The 18,648-nt window shown below is 63.0% G+C and carries 20 protein-coding genes and 1 riboswitch; of the genes, 7 read left to right on the top strand and 13 right to left on the bottom strand.

Annotation, left to right across the window (positions count from 1 at the left end):
* Position 1 precedes the first annotated feature (1 nt).
* Together UP10_RS09255 and UP10_RS09260 are read right to left on the bottom strand one after the other, a co-directional pair.
* Complete coding sequence (locus UP10_RS09255; protein WP_044587019.1) at positions 2-427, bottom strand: YeeE/YedE family protein; 426 nt, start codon at positions 425-427, stop codon at positions 2-4.
* 82 nt (positions 428-509) lie between these two features.
* Positions 510-1,025 carry a mismatch-specific DNA-glycosylase gene (locus tag UP10_RS09260; RefSeq protein ID WP_044587223.1) on the bottom strand — a complete coding sequence of 172 codons (516 nt, stop codon included), beginning with the start codon at positions 1,023-1,025 and terminating at the stop codon, positions 510-512.
* Positions 1,026-1,316: 291 nt separating this feature from the next.
* Here UP10_RS09260 and UP10_RS09265 point away from each other — a divergent pair, with 291 nt between their 5' ends.
* Positions 1,317-2,975 carry a flavin-containing monooxygenase gene (locus tag UP10_RS09265; protein ID WP_044587020.1) on the top strand — a complete coding sequence of 553 codons (1,659 nt, stop codon included), beginning with the start codon at positions 1,317-1,319 and terminating at the stop codon, positions 2,973-2,975.
* A gap of 79 nt (positions 2,976-3,054) precedes the next feature.
* Here UP10_RS09265 and UP10_RS09270 read toward each other — a convergent pair whose 3' ends face one another.
* The 7 genes from UP10_RS09270 to UP10_RS09300 form a co-directional block, all read right to left on the bottom strand.
* The gene (locus UP10_RS09270) at positions 3,055-3,453 is read right to left on the bottom strand and encodes a lipocalin/fatty acid-binding family protein (protein WP_044587021.1); all 399 of its coding nucleotides are present in this window, start codon (positions 3,451-3,453) and stop codon (positions 3,055-3,057) included.
* 866 nt (positions 3,454-4,319) lie between these two features.
* Positions 4,320-6,218, bottom strand: coding sequence for a phosphomethylpyrimidine synthase ThiC (thiC, locus tag UP10_RS09275; protein WP_044587022.1), 1,899 nt, complete (start codon positions 6,216-6,218; stop codon positions 4,320-4,322).
* A 185-nt stretch (positions 6,219-6,403) separates the two neighbouring features.
* Entirely contained in the window at positions 6,404-7,012 is a 609-nt protein-coding gene (locus UP10_RS09280; RefSeq protein ID WP_044587023.1) for a thiamine phosphate synthase, read from the bottom strand.
* On the bottom strand, positions 6,999-7,781 hold the full coding sequence (locus UP10_RS09285) for a thiazole synthase (protein ID WP_044587024.1): 783 nt from the start codon (positions 7,779-7,781) through the stop codon (positions 6,999-7,001). The genes UP10_RS09280 and UP10_RS09285 overlap by 14 nt, the downstream gene beginning before the upstream one ends.
* 110 nt (positions 7,782-7,891) lie before the next feature.
* On the bottom strand, positions 7,892-8,089 hold the full coding sequence (gene thiS / locus UP10_RS09290) for a sulfur carrier protein ThiS (RefSeq protein ID WP_044587025.1): 198 nt from the start codon (positions 8,087-8,089) through the stop codon (positions 7,892-7,894).
* Positions 8,080-9,093, bottom strand: coding sequence for an FAD-dependent oxidoreductase (locus UP10_RS09295; protein WP_044587026.1), 1,014 nt, complete (start codon positions 9,091-9,093; stop codon positions 8,080-8,082). Before UP10_RS09295 ends, thiS begins: the two co-directional genes overlap by 10 nt.
* A riboswitch (TPP riboswitch) is annotated at positions 9,081-9,225 on the bottom strand. It overlaps the preceding gene by 13 nt.
* An 83-nt stretch (positions 9,226-9,308) precedes the next feature.
* Positions 9,309-9,842 carry a lytic transglycosylase domain-containing protein gene (locus UP10_RS09300; RefSeq protein WP_044587224.1) on the bottom strand — a complete coding sequence of 178 codons (534 nt, stop codon included), beginning with the start codon at positions 9,840-9,842 and terminating at the stop codon, positions 9,309-9,311.
* Positions 9,843-10,158: 316 nt separating this feature from the next.
* Between UP10_RS09300 and UP10_RS09305 the strand changes: the two genes are divergently transcribed.
* A complete protein-coding gene (locus UP10_RS09305; protein WP_044587027.1) occupies positions 10,159-10,383 on the top strand; it encodes a hypothetical protein in 225 nt (74 codons plus the stop codon).
* A gap of 15 nt (positions 10,384-10,398) precedes the next feature.
* Here UP10_RS09305 and UP10_RS09310 read toward each other — a convergent pair whose 3' ends face one another.
* The gene (locus tag UP10_RS09310) at positions 10,399-11,748 is read right to left on the bottom strand and encodes an ATP-binding protein (RefSeq protein WP_044587028.1); all 1,350 of its coding nucleotides are present in this window, start codon (positions 11,746-11,748) and stop codon (positions 10,399-10,401) included.
* Positions 11,749-11,767: 19 nt separating this feature from the next.
* Positions 11,768-12,505, bottom strand: a complete 738-nt coding sequence (locus UP10_RS09315) for a response regulator (RefSeq protein ID WP_044587029.1) — start codon at positions 12,503-12,505, stop codon at positions 11,768-11,770.
* A 369-nt stretch (positions 12,506-12,874) separates the two neighbouring features.
* On the opposite strand from UP10_RS09315, the gene UP10_RS09320 reads away from it, so the two are divergent.
* The 3 genes from UP10_RS09320 to UP10_RS09330 all read left to right on the top strand — a co-directional run bounded on the left by UP10_RS09320 (position 12,875) and on the right by UP10_RS09330 (position 14,273).
* Complete coding sequence (locus UP10_RS09320) at positions 12,875-13,252, top strand: PRC-barrel domain-containing protein (protein WP_044587225.1); 378 nt, start codon at positions 12,875-12,877, stop codon at positions 13,250-13,252.
* A gap of 78 nt (positions 13,253-13,330) precedes the next feature.
* Positions 13,331-13,861, top strand: coding sequence for a PRC-barrel domain-containing protein (locus UP10_RS09325; protein WP_044587030.1), 531 nt, complete (start codon positions 13,331-13,333; stop codon positions 13,859-13,861).
* A 217-nt stretch (positions 13,862-14,078) separates the two neighbouring features.
* Entirely contained in the window at positions 14,079-14,273 is a 195-nt protein-coding gene (locus UP10_RS09330; protein WP_044587226.1) for a hypothetical protein, read from the top strand.
* 17 nt (positions 14,274-14,290) lie between these two features.
* Here UP10_RS09330 and UP10_RS09335 read toward each other — a convergent pair whose 3' ends face one another.
* A complete protein-coding gene (locus UP10_RS09335) occupies positions 14,291-15,436 on the bottom strand; it encodes a cytochrome-c peroxidase (protein ID WP_245321709.1) in 1,146 nt (381 codons plus the stop codon).
* Positions 15,437-15,620: 184 nt separating this feature from the next.
* Between UP10_RS09335 and UP10_RS09340 the strand changes: the two genes are divergently transcribed.
* Positions 15,621-17,186, top strand: a complete 1,566-nt coding sequence (locus tag UP10_RS09340; protein ID WP_082077028.1) for an acid phosphatase — start codon at positions 15,621-15,623, stop codon at positions 17,184-17,186.
* 219 nt (positions 17,187-17,405) lie between these two features.
* Here UP10_RS09340 and UP10_RS09345 read toward each other — a convergent pair whose 3' ends face one another.
* On the bottom strand, positions 17,406-18,185 hold the full coding sequence (locus UP10_RS09345; protein WP_245321696.1) for a Crp/Fnr family transcriptional regulator: 780 nt from the start codon (positions 18,183-18,185) through the stop codon (positions 17,406-17,408).
* Between the two features lie 202 nt (positions 18,186-18,387).
* Here UP10_RS09345 and UP10_RS42860 point away from each other — a divergent pair, with 202 nt between their 5' ends.
* The gene (locus tag UP10_RS42860; RefSeq protein WP_082077029.1) at positions 18,388-18,609 is read left to right on the top strand and encodes a hypothetical protein; all 222 of its coding nucleotides are present in this window, start codon (positions 18,388-18,390) and stop codon (positions 18,607-18,609) included.
* The last annotated feature ends 39 nt before the right edge of the window (positions 18,610-18,648 follow it).

Below are 18,648 nucleotides of genomic sequence, written 5' to 3' on the forward strand. Positions count from 1 at the left end.
GTCAGCCTCCCAAACCGTGCCTGACGATCGCGACCGTCGCGAACGCCGTCAGCATGAAGATGATGGTCGCCACGATCGAGCGCGCCGACAACCGCGCGAAGCCGCAGACGCCATGGCCGGAGGTGCAGCCATTGCCGATCCGGGTGCCGAAGCCGACCAGGAGGCCCGCCCCCGCAACCACCGCCAGGCTTGACGTTACCGCAGGCCGCGGCAGCGGCGCGCCGAATAGCGCTGCGATCAAGGGCGCCGCGATCAACCCCGCCACGAAAGCAACCCGCCAGTTGCGATCGGAGGGACCGGCTTGCAGCAACCCGCCCAGAATGCCGCTGACGCCGGCAAGCCGCCCAGTCAACAGCATCAGCATTGCCGCCGCGAGCCCGATCAGCGCGCTGCCGAACAGTCCGGAGAGGGGAGTGAAGTTATGCATCGGAGGGACGTCCTGTTGTGCAAGCTCTCGGGCAATCCGGCAGAGCGTAGCCCGGATTTCGCTTCGCTCCATCCGGGCTACGCTAGTCCGCCTTGATCCACTCACCCAACTCGCGCCACGGCTGCAACGTCCAACTCCCGGTCGCTGCGCCCGAGGGCGACGATAGCACGAAAACATCGGGAAGGCCGCTCATCGGTGGCTGCCTGCCGAACGAGATCGCACTCGTCGGCCGGTGATAGAACAGGCTTGCCGCCTTCTTGCTGGTGAAGGCGATGGTCTTCGGCCGATAGGTCTCGATCTTCGCCCGGAAGCCCGCGACATCGAACGACTGTCTCGCGATCTCGTGATCCATCCCGGCGCCGGACTTGGAGAGATCGGTGAAGCCGATGCCGAGTTCGAGCAGCGCGGCGAACTCGCTTGGCTGATATCGCCGCGGCGTAATCCCGGCCTCATGCAGCGCGCGCCAGAAGCGATTGCCGGGATGGGCGTAATAGTGCCCGACTGCGGCCGAGCGTGTGCTGGCCGCGGTGCCGACAAAGACGAGGCGCAGGTCGGCGCGAAGCTGGTCGGGGAGGCGGTGGGAGATGGCGTCAGGCATCGGCGGCGGCATCATACGCGAGCTTCGCTCATCCTGACCGCGCCGGCTGCCAAAACATCGAAAACAACCCCATGCAAAGTAGCCGACGGCTGCCCGCGCTCAACATGACAACTTGACACGTCGGGCAACTCAGCGGTATTATTCCATTATTCCGAAATCATGCACGTCTCGCCCGGCACTATCGCACCCAGCGCCTCAACGCAAGTTGCATGGCCGATCCTGCGGTTGCCTGATCAGGCAAAACGGTCTGTAATCCAGCCAACAGAGCCAAGAAGAATTCCGGAGCGGGAAATGACCGAGGCCAAAACCCATTACGAGGTGATCGTCGTCGGCGCCGGCGTCGCGGGCATCTACCAGATCAAGCGGCTGGCCGATCTCGGCATCGACGCCACCGTGCTGGAAGGGGCGCCCAATCTCGGCGGCACCTGGTACTGGAACCGCTATCCCGGCTGCCGCTTCGATTCGGAGAGCTACACCTATGGCTTCTCGTTCTCACGCGAACTGCTCGACGAGTGGCACTGGAAGGAGCGCTTTTCCGGCCAGCCCGAGAATCTGCGCTACCTCAATTACGTCGCCGACAAGTTCGATCTGCGCAAGCACATGCAGTTCAACTGCAAGGTCGAGGCGATGCGCTTCGACGAGGCGCGCGATCTCTGGCATCTCACGACCAGCGACGGCCGCGAGCTGACCTGCCGTTTCGTGGTGCTCGCAATCGGACTGCTGTCGGCGCCGACGATGCCGCGCGTGCCTGGCGTCGATGACTTCAAGGGCCGCTCGTTCCATACCTATTACTGGCCGCAAGAGCCGGTCGACCTCAAGGCTAAGAAAGTCGCCGTGATCGGCACCGGCGCCACCGGCATTCAGGTGATCGGCGAGATCGCTGACAAGGTCGGCGACCTCACCGTGTTCCAGCGCCGGCCGAACTGGAGCGCGCCGCTTAACAACAGCCCGATTTCGGATGAGGAAATGGCCGACATCCGCGCGCGCTATGACGAGATATTCGCCGCCTGCGCGCTGACGCCGGGCAGTTTTGTGCACGGGCCGGACAAGCGTGGCTTCTACGAGGTCACGCGCGAGGAACGGCTGGCGCTGTGGGACAAGCTTTACGATGAGCCGGGCTTCGGCATCTGGCTGGCGAATTTCCGCGAGATTTTCATGGACGAAGCGGCCAATGCCGAATTGTCGGAGTATATCGCCGATCGCATCCGCCGTCGCGTCAGGGATCCCATGGTCGCCGAAAAGCTGATCCCGAGGGATCACGGCTTTGGCGTGCAGCGCCTGCCGCTGGAAACGAAATATTTCGAGGCCTATAACCGCGACAATGTGCATCTCGTCGATCTCAGCGAGACGCCGCTGGTTCGCGTCACCGAGAATGGCCTGCGCACCACCGAGCGCGACTATGAGTTCGACATCATCGTCTACGCCACCGGCTTCGACGCCATCACCGGCGCCTACGATCTGATCGACATCAGCGGCGTCAATGGCGAGAAGCTCGCCGACAAATGGAAGCAGGCGCCGTCCACCTTCCTCGGCATGCTCGTCCATGGCTTTCCGAACCTGCTGATGCCGACCGGCCCGCAAAGCGCCTCCGCCTCGACGAATTTCCCGCGCGGCATCGAGAACGGCGTCAACTGGTGCACCAATTTGCTGCAACACATGTGGGATCGCGGCCTGACCCGCGCGGATGCCACGCTCGAGGCGCAGCAGCGCTGGACCGCGCACGTGGCAAAAATGTACGAGATCATGCTGATGCGCAAAGCCAAGTCATGGTTCACGGGATACAACTCGAACGTGGCGGGGCACGAGGAGGGGACTGTGCGGTACTTCGTCTACAACGGCGGGACACCGAAGTTTTTGGGGATCATCAATGGCGTGGCGGCGGGCGGGTATCAGGAGATCGATTTTGGTGGCGGGGCGCGTGTTAGCGTGCAAGCGGCAGCATCGGCGTAGCTTGTAGCCGCCATGAGCGTAGCGATATGCGGGACACACGTTAACCCGGATGTGGCTGCGCTCATCCGGGCTACGCTTGCTAACGCGTCGGCTCTTTGGCCTGTTGTTCGGTTACGACCGATTGTGCAGGCTTGCCCGAGCGGACCATCAGAAACGTTCCCGAGAGCGCGTTGCCTGGCAGCCTCCAGCGTCCATCGATCTCCGTCGCGTCAGCATTGACCGAGCCTTCGTAGTGGACCGTGTCATAGCCGTAGCCGGGCGGCTCGTAACGCTTGACGAACGAAACCGCGCTGCCGGAGCGATGACCCGCAATCGACGCGTTGTGGGTGCTCAAGGGGCAGCGGGGCGTCATGCAGGGTTCCGTGACGTTTCCTCCGAGCGCGCCACCGGACTCGATGAGCGTCGCTAGAAACGTGACCATTCCAACTCCCGGCTGAACATAGGTGCCGTCCCAGACGCCGGTCAGATTGTCAGTCATTGTGATCCAAGCGAAATGCGGGCGAGGGGTAGCCCACGTGAGCGTAGCAAATATGAACCCTGGGTGTCGCTCCCGCCGTCGCTCTCCGAGCTGCGGCGGACCGATCACTCACCCGAGCTGCCTGCTGGCGTCGGGATCAGCAATCAGGGCGACTTCACATATGTCAATTGGCTGAACTCCGGAGACGGACCGGCCGACTGTATCGCGAAGCTATTGTGGCCAACGGCGGTTCTGTGAGGGACAGCTACCGATCCAACCAAGGACACTGTGGTGCCAGCGTCCTCATACCATTGCGTTGGCAAGGCGTAGTAGGTCTTCCCAGACACTGTCACGAATTCTGAGACGTGAGGTGTACCGGCAATCGCTCGATTCCAGGCTTCGTTGGGGACGCCGATTGTGTGTTTGCCGGGTTCGATCTCGATACTCGTATATTGGCCCGGCGATAGGGAGGCTGCCAGCTTTCCGTCGACATGAATTGCAAGTGGAAAGATACTCACATTGCCGCCGGTCGGACGCCCAATATTCAGCGACGCATAACCGGCTCTCGGTTCAATGGGTGCTATTGCTGCCTCGGTGTGGCTCGGAATAGACGTGCAGCCGCCAAGCAAACTGATGGTAATTGTGCCGCTGGCAAGCAGGCGCGGTAGCCCATAGGCAACCGATCGTGGCAGTCTCATTTTCACGTAGTTTTGTCCCGCATACACCCAGAAGTAGTTCCTACAGAGCTTTCTAGATAAATGCAAAAGGTGCGATTTGAGCAGCGGAACGATGCTCCATGAAAAAGCCGGGTGTTCACCCGGCTTCTCACTTTCTGATGGATACCCGGGTCAAGCCCGGGCATGACGAGCGGAGAGGGCGAAGAGTCCTCACAACACCCGATTGCTCTCCTTCACCTTGTCCGCGTCGAGATACAGGTTCTCGCCCATCTCCTTGAACTTGGCGCTCATCGACGCCATGCCGTCCTCGATGGTGCCTGACATCGACATGCCGACGCTGGTCGGGTCGTTCAGCGTCGCCGCGTAGTCGCGCACGTCCTGGGTGATCTTCATCGAGCAGAATTTTGGACCGCACATCGAGCAGAAATGCGCGACCTTGTGGGCTTCCTTCGGCAGGGTCTCGTCATGGAAGTTCTTGGCGGTCTCGGGGTCGAGGCCGAGGTTGAACTGGTCCTGCCAGCGGAAGTCGAAGCGCGCGCGCGACAGCGCGTCGTCGCGCAGTTGCGCGGCGGGGTGGCCCTTGGCGAGATCACTGGCGTGGGCGGCGATCTTGTAGGTGATGACGCCGACCTTGACGTCGTTGCGATCAGGCAGGCCGAGATGCTCCTTCGGCGTGACGTAGCAGAGCATGGCGCAGCCGAACCAGCCGATCATGGCGGCACCAATGCCTGAGGTGATGTGGTCGTAGCCCGGCGCGATGTCGGTGGTCAGCGGGCCCAACGTGTAGAACGGGGCTTCGCCGCATTCCTTGAGCTGCTTGTCCATGTTGATCTTGATCTTGTGCATCGGCACGTGGCCGGGGCCCTCGATCATGACCTGGCAGCCCTTCTCCCATGCGATCTTCGTGAGTTCGCCAAGCGTCTCCAGTTCGGCGAACTGCGCGCGGTCGTTGGCGTCGGCGATCGAGCCGGGACGCAGGCCGTCGCCGAGCGAAAACGAGACGTCATACTTGCGCATGAGGTCGCAGATCTCGTCGAAATGGGTGTAGAGGAAGCTCTCCTTGTGATGCGCCAGGCACCACTTCGCCATGATCGAGCCGCCGCGCGACACGATACCGGTGACTCGGTTGGCGGTGAGGTGGATGTAGGGCAGGCGCACGCCGGCGTGGATCGTGAAATAGTCGACGCCCTGTTCGCACTGCTCGATCAGCGTGTCCTTGTAGAGCTCCCAGGTCAGCTTGACGGGATCGCCCTCGCACTTCTCCAGCGCCTGATAGATCGGCACCGTGCCGATCGGCACCGGCGAGTTGCGCAAGATCCATTCCCGCGTGGTGTGGATGTTGCGGCCGGTCGAGAGGTCCATCACGGTGTCGGCGCCCCAGCGGATCGCCCACACCATCTTGTCGACTTCCTCCTCGACCGACGACGTCACCGCCGAGTTGCCGATATTGGCGTTAATCTTGGTCAGGAAGTTGCGGCCGATGATCATCGGCTCCAGCTCAGCATGGTTGATGTTGCAGGGGATGATGGCGCGGCCGCGGGCGATCTCGCTGCGGACGAATTCCGGCGTGACGAAGGCGGGGACCGCGGCGCCGAAGCTTTCGCCGTCGGCAAGGGCTGCCTCGGCGCGCTCGAGCTGGGTCTTGCGGCCGAGATTCTCGCGCTCGGCGACGTAGATCATCTCCTTGGTGATGATCCCGGCGCGGGCAAACTCAAGCTGGGTGATCTTGTGGCCGTCGAGCCCGCGCAGCGGCGTGTGATGCGCGGTGAACGACTTTGCCGCGTGCGAGGCGCCGACATTGCCGTTATCCTCCGGCTTGATGTCGCGCCCTTCATATTCCTCGACGCCGCCGCGCTCCTTGACCCAGGCCAGACGATCGCGCGACAGGCCGGCATTGACGTCGATGGTGACATCAGGATCGGTGTAGGGACCCGAGGTGTCATAGACCGGCAGGTTCGGCTCGCCGGCGCCTTCGGAGAGGACGATCTCGCGCAAGGGCACCCGGATGTCGGGCGCGGAGTCTGGCGTCGCGAAGATTTTTCGCGAAGACGGCAGTGGGCCGGTGGTGACGGCGGGGAGCGTGGTGTCGGGGTTGGAGCGGATGTTCATGGGATCCTCCTGATCTTAGTTCGTTTGCATCGCTGCGCGAGAGACAATTACCGCTGTCAACCCCGCGAAAGCGGGGATCCAGTATTCCAGAGGCCGTGCCGTTGAATGGACGGGCCGCGGCGTGCTGGGTCGCCCGGTCAAGCCGGGCGATGACAGCGGAGTGAGTGGTAAGAGCTTTTGGGCCATCACACGGCCTCCACATTCAGGCCGAGCCATTGCCGCACCCGGGCATCGGGGTCGGCGTTCTGGGTCACATCGCTGACGACGGCGATCGAATCGGCGCCGGCGGCAAAAATCTCGGCTGACTGCTCGAACTTGATGCCGCCGATCGCGACCAGCGGGATGCTGCCGATACGCTTCTTCCATTCCGTGATCTTCGGAATGCCCTGCGGCGCGAAGCGCATCGATTTCAGCGTGGTCGGAAAAATTGGACCGAGCGCGATGTAGTCGGGCTTGGCGGCCAGCGCGGTCGCAAGCTCAGCGTCGTCATGGGTGGAGATGCCGAGCGTCAGCTTCGCGTTGCGGATCTCCGCGAGATCGGCATCGACAAGATCTTCCTGGCCGAGATGCAGATGCTCGGCGCCCGCGACGATCGCCGCGCGCCAGTAATCATTGACGACGAGCTTCGTCGCCGTGCCCTTGGTGATCGCCAGCGCGTCGCTGACGATCTGCAGCGCCTGGCCGTCGTCGAGCTCCTTGGCGCGCAGCTGGATGGTGCCGACGCCGAGTTTGGTCAGGCGTTCGACCCATTTGAGGCTGTCGACGACAGGATAGAAACGATCAGGATACGGCATGCCAGAACGGGGTCCCAACAACAGGCGTGGACGGGGAGGCGAAGTCGCGGGCGTCCATCAGCCCGGCTTCGTAAGCGGTGCGGCCGGCCTCGACGCCGAGGCGGAAGGCGTTGGCCATCGCGACCGGATCGGTGGCCTTTGCGATCGCGGTGTTGAGCAGCACGGCGTCATAGCCGAGCTCGAGGGCTTCGGCCGCATGCGACGGCGCGCCGAGGCCGGCGTCGACCACCAGCGTGATGTCGGGCAAGCGGTCGCGCAGCAGTCTTAGCGCGTCACGGTTGATGATGCCCTTTGCGCTGCCGATTGGAGCGGCCCACGGCATCACGACCTTGCAGCCGGCGTCGACCAGCCGCGTCGCGACCGAGAGATCCTCGGTGCAATAGGGGAACACTTCAAAGCCGTCCTTGATCAGGATGGTCGCGGCTTCGACCAGGCCGACGACGTCGGGCTGCAGCGTGTCGTTGTCGGCGATCACCTCGAGCTTGATCCAGGAGGTATCGAACAATTCGCGCGCGAGTTTTGCGGTGGTGACCGCCTCCTTCACGCTGCGGCAGCCCGCGGTGTTCGGCAGCACGGTGACGCCGAGCTCGCGGATCAGCGACCAGAACGCGTCGCCAGTTTTGCCGCCGGCCGCCTCGCGCCGCAGCGACACCGTGACGATGGCAGCACCCGAGGCGCGGATCGCGCTTTGCATGATCGCGGGCGAGGGATAGAGCGCCGTGCCGACCAGCAGGCGGGAGGTGAAGGATTTGCCGTAGAAGGTCACCATGTCCGAGGTGTCTCCTCAAATCTAGCTGTCATCCCCGCGCATGCGGGGATCCAGTATTCCAGAGGCCGTGCCGTAAGCCGAGGGAGGAGAGATTGCGCGCTAGACATCCATCACCCTCCCTGCCGCGGCGTGATGATCTCGATCTCGTCGCCGGCGTTCAGCGCGGTCGCGGCCCAGCGGCTTTTCGGCACCACGTCGTAATTCACGGCGATCGCGAAATGCGTGCCTTCGTAGTCGAGCTCGCTGAGCAGCGCGTCGACGCTGGAAGCCGCGATCTCGCGCTGTTCGCCGTTGACGATCACGCGCATTGCATCACCTCATTGTCGATCTCGCCGCGCGCGACAAAGCTCAGCGTCAGCTCGGCCAGTGCCGGCGCCAGCAGGAAGCCGTGACGGTAGAGGCCGTTGACGCTGATCTGCTCCTTGTCGATCGCAATCTTCGGCAGATTGTCGGGGAAGGCGGGCCGCAGGCCCGAGCCGAATTCGACGATCCGCGCCTCGGCAAAGGCGGGATGCACGGCGTAGGCGGCGCCCAATAGCTCCAGCGCCGAGCGCACGCTGACGTCGCGATCCTCGGCCTCGATCGAGGTCGCGCCCAGCATGAAGCGGCCATCGCCGCGCGGGATCACGTAGAGCGGCCAGCGCGGATGGATCAGCCGCACCGGGCGCGACAGTTCGACCTCCGCGGTCTCGATCACGATCATCTCGCCCTTGACGCCGCGCAAGGAAGGCGCGCGGTCACGCGCGGCGAGGCCGCGGCAATCGATCACGAGACCGTCGAGATCATCGGTGGTGGCTTCGCTGTTGAACTGGATGCTGCCGCCAGCCTTCGCGATCGCGGCGTGGAGCTGCGGCAGCACGCGGCGCGGCTCGACATGGCCCTCGTCGGGATAGAACAGGGCATCACGGAAGCGACCCTCGAGCGACGGCTCGAGGTCGCTGACGCCTTCGGCATCCAGCCTGCGGTGGCCGGTGGTGAGGCGCGCAAAGCGCTCGAAATCGGCGCGGTCGCGCGGATGCGCCACCACCAGCGAGCCGTTGAACGGAGTTTGCGGAAAATGCTCGCGCCACAGGCTCAGCGAACGGATACCGAGCCTGGAGATCACGGGCTCGGAGGCTTCCGCCTCGCACCACGGCGCCAGCATGCCGCCGGCCCAGTGGCTGGTGGCATCCGTCATCGCGGCGTCACTGCGCTCGTGCAGAGTGACGGCGTGCCCTGCCTGCGCGAACAACAGCGCTTGCCAGGCACCGGCAATGCCTGCGCCGATAATCGAGACGGGGGAATCCCCCCGCGGTCGTAACGTCTGATACATCCCTGTCCCTTCGCCGGCATGACCCGGATCAGGTTCAAAGGGTCACCGCGGTCCCGGACTGATCGCCATCTCTGGCTAAGCCCAAGCTTGCGGTATCTCAGCTCCTCCTTCGGAGCACCCCTCGGAACGCCTCTAATGTAAGCCGATGGGCGGGAGTGTCAACGCGTTATGCCACGGGATCTCGCGCCTGGGACGCAACACAGCTGTCTTGGCAGCTATTTTGAGGCCTGTTCCGGCTTCGCGTCGGCAGTAGCGGCAGTGTGCTGTTCCTGCTTCGCGAGTTCCTTCGGTGGGGCACTCTCGCCGACCTGCTTCGCCTCTTTGAAGTGCTCGATGCGCTGGTGCTTTGCGGCGTAGTAATATCCGCCCGCGAAATAACGCACGGCTTGATCGAAATCACCTTTGGCGGCGCGATAGGCGCCGGCGAGGTATTTGATGCCGTAGGTGAGGTTGGTCTCGGCGTCACGCAGGCCTTCGGCGGTACCGGTGTAGCCGAGGCCGCGGGCGGTCGCGAGCTTGATCTGCATCATCCCGATGGCGCCGCCGCGCCCGATCAGCCGCGGCTGATACTTGCTCTCGCGCACGATGACGCGATGCACCAGCTCTTCCGGCACCAGATTCGCCTTGGCGTGGGCGGCCACGACAGCCTCATATTGGGCGCGCGATTGCGCCTGCGCGCTGCTGCAAAACGCCAGCAGCGTTGTCGCGGCGCAGGCAAGGGCCCAGGCAAGGGTTTGAAGGGTCTTCATGTCGGATAGCTTGAGGCCGTTCACAATGTGTCAGGTTCGGCGTCCTCAATGGTACGGCGAGCGGGCAGGAATGTGGCAAAACCTCCGCACGACCAGAGGTATTGGAGTCCATCGTTCACCCTGCCGTCCGTGACGGGGACCGACGCCGACAAGATGCTTCAAATTGTCGGAGCCGATTCTGCCGCACGCCGCGCGTGATGGATTGTCGTGCAAACGACTCAACCGAGTTGTAGAATGAGTGGCAACAGCGTGCGCTTTGAGTCAGCCTATCTGTCCATTCAGCAGCACCCGAGAAAACGCCTTAGGGAGATGCGCCATGACTCGTCAAGATATGACTCGTCAAGATTTGGCCCGTCAGGACTCCGCCACTTCACCTCGCGAAAATCCCTGCGCGCAATGCGGCAAGCCGATCCTGCGCCCGGACTGGGTCGAGCACGGCGAAGGCCGCACCATCTATCTGTGGAATTGCCGCGCCTGCAATTATCGTTTCGAGGCGATCGCAATCTACGACCATGCGCAGCTAACGCCGCTCGCGGCGTAACGCCCGGCTGCCTGATCAGGCCGCCGATCGCTGGGCCTGCTGTTGACGCACCGGCAACTGAATCCGGACCACCAGGCCATGCGGCTGCCGGTCGTGCAGCGACAGCGTGCCGCCATGCGCGAGCACGATGGCGTTGGCGATCGACAATCCCAGGCCAAAGCCCTCGGCCTCGTCCATGTTGCGCGCGTCGTCGCCGCGCACGAACGGCTCCAGCACATTGGTCTTGTGCGCGTCCGAGATGCCGGGGCCGTCGTCCTCGACGTCGATGGTGAGGCTGTCAGGCTTGACGTCGAGATGGACGGTGGCCTGTCCGCCGAAGCGCACCGCATTCTCGACCAGATTGGTGATGCTGCGATGCAGGTCGCCGGGCCGCGCCGTTGCCATCGCGTGCTGCGGGCCCTTGTAAGTGACCTTGTGCCCCATATCGGCGAACTGGTCGGTGACCAGATGCAGCGTGCTCGCGATGTCGACCAGCGTCATCTCCTCGAGCTTGCGGTCGTTGCGCAGGAACGACAGCACCGATTCCAGCATCGAGCGCATCTGGTCGAGATCGCGCAGCATGCGGTGGCGATGGGTCTCGTCCTCGATGAATTCCGCGCGCAGCCGCATCCGCGTGATCGGTGTCCGCAGATCGTGGCTGATCGCGGCCAGCATCTTGGTGCGATCGTCGATCAGGCCGGTGATGCGCTCGCGCATCCGGTTCAGCGCCTTGGCGAGCAAACGGATCTCCTCCGGACCGCGCTCGGGCAGTGGCGCTGCGGCGCCGCTCAGGCTGAAGGTCTCGGCGGCCTTGACGAAGGACGACAGCGGCGCCGTCAGCGCCCAGGCCGCCCACAGGCCGAGCAGGGTGACGCTGATGACGGCGAACAGCACCGTCATCATCCAGGGCCCGCCCCAGAACGGCCGCATGCGCTGATCCGGGATCAGATCGGCTGATATCATCGCGCCATCAGGCAGCCGGATGCCGACGCGTCGGACCTCGCCGTCATGCGACGTAGCACCGGCCTCGTGCGGCAGCAGGAAGACGTGATAGCCGGCCCCGAGACGGCGCAGCGCGTGCAGGCTCGGCGCGTCCGGCTCGGTCAGCGTGCCTGCATCGGCCGGCAGGTCGCCGATCGCGAGCTGCGGGAAGGCGCGCGCGATGTCGTCCTTCAGCCGCGGCCGCTCCGATGCCGGGGCATGCCCGAGCAATTGCGCGGCGGCGGCGAGCTGGGTGTGCCAACGATCCGACGGCTGGGGCTGGTCGGGGCGGTGGATCAGGAAGCTCGCGGTGAAGATGAGATGCAGCGCAACGATCGACACGACCACCAGGGCTGCGATTTGTGCGCCGATCCCCCGCAGACTCAGTACGCGCAGGAGTTTCATCTTCAAGTGCGTTTCATGGTCAGTTGGCCGTGGCGGCGACCGCCTCCACTCTCGGGGTGAACATATAGCCGCCGGAGCGCACCGTCTTGATCATAGTGGCCTCCTGCGGATCGGGCTCGATCTTGCGGCGGATGCGGCTGACCAGCACGTCGATCGAGCGCTCGAACGAGCCGGCGCTGCGGCCCTGCGTCAGGTCGAGCAGGCTGTCGCGCGACAGCACGCGACCGGGCCGCTCGCAGAAGGTCCGCAACAGGTCGAATTCGGCACTGGTCATGGCGACCCGCGCGCCCTCAGGATTGCGCAGCTCGCGCAGGCGGATGTCGATGCGCCAGCCGAGGAACGACAGCGTGGTCGCGCCCTCGATCGCGCTGGCGTTGCGGGCGGCGGCCTGCCGGCGCAGCACCGCGTTGATCCGCGCCAGGAGCTCGCGCGGGTTGAACGGTTTTGCCAGATAATCGTCGGCGCCCATCTCGAGGCCGAGGATCCGGTCGACGTCCTCGCCGCGCGCGGTCAGCATGATGATCGGGGTCTGCGACTCCGCGCGCACCTTGCGGCAGAGGCTCAGCCCGTCCTCGCCCGGCAGCATCACGTCGAGGATCAGGAGATCCACCCGGTGATCGGCCATCGCCCGGGCCATCTCGCGGCCGTCGGAGGCGGTGGTGACGTTGCAGGAATTGGTGCGGAGATACTTTGCGATGAGGGCCCGCGTTTCGCGGTCGTCTTCGACGACGAGGATATTGGGCGCTGCCTGGGTCATACCGAGTCTTTTGTCCGTGATTCGGGGAGAGCGGCTGGGAAATTTTGTTTCAGTATATTTCCAAACTGTTGCACGGCACGGCACCCGGGAATTAACAGGTTGCCGGAGTCCTGAAAAGTTATCGTTCTGTCATCAAGCCTAATACACTGAAATATCGACAGGATTCTCAAGGCTTTGGATCACCTCCGTTGCGGTGGCCGGATCGGTGGCCGCGACAGCGCCGACCGAAGGGGTGGCGTCCCCGTTTGCAGGTTCCAGCGCCGGCTCCGCATCAACCATGTTCTGAAAGGGAAGAATGGCTGCCGCATGACGACGGAACCCGCGCCGCTGACGCTGCGTTGATTCAGTCTTTCAGGGATGGAGGGTGAGATGGCAGCTGACGTCATGACAAGGCCGCATCAACTCATTGCAAGCGATCGCGTTGAGGGCACGGCGGTGCGACGGCCCAATGGCGACATGCTCGGTCACATCGAACGGCTGATGATCGACAAGATCTCCGGCAAAGTGTCCTACGCCGTGATGAGCTTCGGCGGGTTCCTCGGCATCGGAAGCAATTTGATCCCGTTGCCCTGGGGCCGGCTGCACTACAATCCGAAGTTCGAGGCCTACGAACTCGACATCGAGGATGACGAGTTGAAGCGCGCACCGTCGTTCCGCGCCGACAAGGATTTCGACTGGGGCGACCGCTCGCAGGAAGCCGAGTTGCATCGCTTCTACGGCGTTCCGCCGTACTGGGGCGGCTTTTGATCGCATGTTCCTTAGGAACGGCTGCTGATGTGACGGGTTCTCTCCGTATCGATTTTGCGAACTGAGGAGAGCCCATCAATGTTAGTCAAATCCGTCGTCGCCGGCATCGCCGGCTCCGCGTTGCTTGCGTCAGTTGCGTTTGCGCAGACGCCAACCGACAAAAATAACAAGGCTGAGATGTCCACGACGACGAGCGTGTCGTCGACCTCGTATCAGGGCAACTGGCGTGCGTCGAAAGTCGTCGGCCTCAGCGTCTATAACGACAACAACCAGAGCGTCGGCTCGATCAACGACCTCTTGATGGACAAGAGCGGTGACATCAAGGCCGTGGTGATCGGCGTCGGCGGCTTCCTCGGCGTCGGCGAGCATCTGGTCGCCGTGCCGCTCGACAAGGTGAAGTTCGTCAACCAGCCGGTCGCCTATACGGGCGCCAGCGCCACGAACACCGGCACCGGCCCCACCACCACCACGACGTCGACGACCACCACGGGCGCGGCCCCGGCTGCCACGGCCTCGAAGCCGAATCCCTGGTATCCGGATCACGCGGTCTTCAACGCGACCAAGGATGAGCTGAAGGCGATGCCGGAGTTCAAGTACGCGGTCGAGTAACACATCGCTTCATCCGCGAATCGGAAACGCGCCCGGTGATGCCGGGCGCGTTTTTTGTTGTTCGAGGAATGAAATCCGACTCTTTTGCGGTCGCATGAGACGACGCCCGCGGATTGGAGCCGGACATTGCGCAAACCTCCGTTTGGTTCATATTGCCGTCAATGCTTTCGCCTAGCGTTGCCTCGACGTAGTCCGGCGCTTGCAAGAGGTGACGACCATGGATGTCGACAAGGTAACTGCACTGATTTCCGCGGCCGGCATCGAGCTGACCGATCGGCGCCGGAACGGCACGGATGATGGCTGGTCCCTCAGCTTCTCCAACGGCGCCGTCGTGGACGTCAGGGACAATGGGGAAATCTCCCACTCCGGCAAGGGGGCCGAGGCGGTCGCACGCCTTCTCGGCCAGCCCTGAAGACGGGTAACTCGCCGTCACTTCGCCGGCTGATATCCATCGGTTAGCGTCCCGAGAAAGGCGACGACGTCGTCGATCTCGGCCGCCGTCAGGGCCGGCGCATCACCCGCCTTGCGGTCGAACGGCGGATCCATGTTGACATTGGCCTTGGGCGTTTCGGGCAGATCGTCATATTTGTCGATGCTGCCGTCGGCTTTGCGCGGGTACCAGATTTCGGGCCGGGTTTCTCTCTCGACATAGAACCGCACGGCGTCGCGCAGCGAATGCATCCCGCCGTTGTGAAAGAAGGTCTGGCGCAGCGCGACATTGCGCAGCGTCGGCGTCCGGAACAGGCCGCAATAGTCCTGGCGCTTGGCGAAATCCGTGCGCAGGGGCCCACACAGGCCGAGGTCGAAATAGCCCGGGTCCTTGTTGGCGGGAATCTCGCGATTGCGTGGCACGGCGAGCGCGATCAGCCCGTAATCGGTGAACTGGGGCGGGGTGCCGTCATTGCCGCGCTTGCTGATGTGGCAGGAGGCGCAATTGCCCTTATTCGGCGCATTGAACAAATCGAGCCCCCGCGCTTCCTCGACCGTGAGCTCGGCCTTGCCGGCCAGCACTGCGTCATATTTGCTCGAATAGGGATAAAAGGTCCGATAGTCCTGCTGGTACACTTCGAGCGCCTTGAGGGCCGTCTTGGTGACGGTGGCAGGATCGGTAACTGCCTTGGGCCCGGCAATGGTCGCGATCGCCTTGCCATGGCCCGCAGCGAGCACCCGGCGTGCCACGTCGGCCTCGTCCCGATTGCCCATCTCGACATCCGAGAGCAGTGGAATCCTGGCCTGGTCGGCGCCACGGTCGACCCGCCCATCCCAGGTCAGGCCCCCCGTCGGGCCATTGTCGACGCTTTCGTCGGCATCGTCCTCGGAATCATGGAAATGCTCGGTAAAGGGCGGCACCACCTGCAGATATTTCAGGGAGGGGACGGCACGCGTCCCCGGCTGGCGCATGTCGCCGCCCCCCAGTTGCACCGCGAGGGCATTGGCCGGGCCGAAACCGTGGGCGGGATCGTGGCAGGATGAACAGGCAAGCTGGCCCGATCCCGACAGCGACGGATCGAAAAAAAGCGCCTGCCCGAGGGCGCCGAGCTGCTCGGCCTGCCGACGCGCCTCGGCCCGCGACATCTCCTGCCGGGCCTGGCCCGGGACGATGATCAAGGCCGGCAACACAATCGCCGATAAGAAAATCCAATGTTTAATCTGCATGTTGCAAACCGAGTCTATGGCTGGACACCTTCATGCCTTCGGTTAGCGTCTAGGCCATGACGAAAACCGAACGGAACGATAGCAACAAGTGAGCGGGGCTCGAATGCGAACGAAATCGGTGGTTGTCCTTTGTGCATCGAGTGTCTTCATCGGTGCATTCGGCCCAGTGCTGGCAGCGGAGAACGGTCCGGGTTCGAAGAAGGGTGCCGCCGACGATCTGGCGCAGATCGACACGGTCGTGGTGATCTATGCGGAGAACCGCTCATTCGACAATCTCTATGGCAGCTTCCCGGGTGCCAACGGCGTGGCGAAGGCGTCCGCCTCGACGCGGCTTCAGCGCGATCGCGACGGCAAGCCGTTCCGTGAATTGCCGCCGGTTTGGGAAAACCTGACCGCCAAGGGCGTGACGCCGCCGGTCACCCAGGCCGAAACCGAGCATCTGCCCAATCGTCCCTTCTATCTGGACGACCCGAAAGGCTTCAAGCTCAGCTACGGCACCATCACGCACGACCTCTGGCACCGCTTCTACCAGAACCAGATGCAGATCAATGGCGGGCGCAACGACAAATTCGTCGCCCATGCCGACTCCGGCGCACTGGTGATGAGCCTCTGGGACGGATCGAAGACGGCGATGTGGAAGGTCGCCCAGAAATATGTGCTGGCCGACAATTTCTTCATGGGCGGCTTCGGCGGCTCGTTCTTCAACCACCAATGGCTGGTCTGCGCCTGCGCGCCTACTTATCCGAAAGCCGACACCAATCCCGCCAAGCCGTCGATCGCTGTTGTGGAGCCCGACGGCGTGACGTTGAAGGAGGCCGCCAACTCGCCGAAATCTGCGATGGACGGCATTCCGAAATATGTCAGCGATGGCAATCTCACCCCCGATTTCTACGCCGTGAACACCATGCAGCCACCTTATCAGCCGAGCGGCAACGACCCGGCGAAGGACGGCGACAAGGCTTATGCCGATCCAACCAAACCGACGACGCTGCCGCCGCAGCTTGAGCCGACCATCGGAGACATGCTCAGCCTCAAGCGCATCACCTGGGCATGGTATGGCGGGGCCTGGCAGGACACGCTCGACCATGGCTACAAGTCGCCGGTACCGAACTTCCAGTTTCACCACCAGCCGCTGAACTATTATGCGAGCTTCGCTCCCGGCACCGCAGCCCGTGCCGAGCATCTGCGCGATGGCGGCCTGGCCGGCACCGAGTTCATCAAGGCGATCGACGACGGCAAGCTGCCGCAGGTGTCCTTCTACAAGCCGCAGGGCGATCTCAACGAACATTCGGGCTATGCCGACATCCTCTCTGGCGACAGCCATATCGCCGATGTGGTCGCGCATCTCGAGAAGAGCTCGCAATGGCCGCATATGCTTGTTGTCGTCACCTATGACGAGAATGGCGGCCTGTGGGATCACGTGGCGCCGCCGAAGGGCGACCGTTGGGGCCCGGGCTCCCGCATCCCGGCCATCATCGTCTCGCCCTATGCGCGCCGCGGCACTGTCGACCACACGCCGATGGACACGACCTCGATCCTGCGCTTCATCACGCGCCGCTTCGAGCTGCCGACCCTGCACGGCATCACCGTGCGCGACGCCGCGATCGCGGCTCACGGGCAGAAGCCGCTCGGCGACCTGACCAGCGCCCTTGTGCTCAAGGGCAAGTGAGGTGGAGGCTGTGCGGCCTCATGCAATGATCGGCACTTCAAGCCTTGCCAAGCGAAGGATGAGCGGGAGCACTATTGCCAATCTGCTCACCAATTTGGCGCTCGATCCGTTTGGAAAGACTCCCTGAATTCGAGTTCTGCGCCGTGCGCGCGAAGCCAGTGGGAATTAGGACAGCGGCGGAGCAAAGGCGACGGCCAGGATCAATCCCCCGGACCGCTGTCAGTTGGCGAAAGGCGTCTGCGGCGCGATCTTGTTCTGCGCGATGATTGCTTCGGCCCGCGCGAGATTTTCCAGCAGGCGCTGGCTGGTCAACACAAGGAAGTAATAGCCGAACTGCGGGTTTTGGAAGTAAATCTCGAGCAGCTTTTCATAGCTGATAGTCAGGACGTGGCCATCCTCGATACATTCGATCGTCGCGGTCCGGCGGTTGTCGAGCGTGAGGAAACCAAGCTCGCCCATCAAACGCCCCGGCGGAAGTTCGACGTTGATTTCGACGACCCGGAATTTGCCGGTAACGGTCAGCAGCATTTCGTTGGCTGCGTCACCCTTCTTCATCAAGACATCGCCCTTGCGATACTTGCGGTCGGTCATGAACGGCTTGAGCCATTCCATCGACATGTCGCCCTGTGTTGCGGTGCGCGCCTTCTTCACGAGAGCGAGCATTTGATGGAGACGGTAGGCATTGATGGGAATCATCAGGAGATAAAGAAAAAAGGTCGTGATGGCTCCGGTGAGCGCACCGAAGATGGCGAAGAATGCGCAACCGATCATGTTCGCGACCCGCAGCGGCACCATCGTGTGCGTCAGCAATGTGGCGACAAAGAAGATCGCGCCGACCAGGGCGAACATATTGGCAAGCGTGATGTTGTGCAGAAAGATTTCCAGCAGGCGGTTGAAGATGGCGTCCCAGGTCACATTGTTCGGATCGAGACCCATTTGGACCAAAATCTTCGCGAACCTGAGGTTGTCGGTTGCTGCATCGAGAATGCGGTCCAGCATGATGGGCATCTCCTTTAGAGCCAGTGAGGCCAGCTTACCGTGTCCGGAAATTCAAATGTGCAGTTGGAGAGGTCGCGCGGGCAATGATGATCGTTACTGCAATTTAATCGCCACGTAATCCCAGGGTAAGTTTGCCGCCCTTACGCTGGGCATCGATTGCCGCGTTCGTGCCGCAACGACCATCGACCAGGGGAATTCTCGAATGGCAAATCACGCAGCTCTGATCGCCACCATCGCTCTTGTTTCGCTCTCGTCAGCGGCGTTCGCCCAGGATTCGGATCACGCCCAGCGGGGCGCCTGTCGCGACGACGTTCAGAAGCTTTGCGCCGGCGTTGAACGCGGGCAGATTCGTGATTGCCTGGCGGGTCAAAAAGACAAGCTCAGCGATGCCTGCAAAGCCAGGGTCGAGAGTCGCGGCAAGTAGGCCGCCTCAACCGGATGGTTGTTTCTGTTGACTGGACGG

This window comes from Bradyrhizobium sp. LTSPM299 (genome assembly GCF_000938235.1).
Classification (GTDB): domain Bacteria; phylum Pseudomonadota; class Alphaproteobacteria; order Rhizobiales; family Xanthobacteraceae; genus Bradyrhizobium.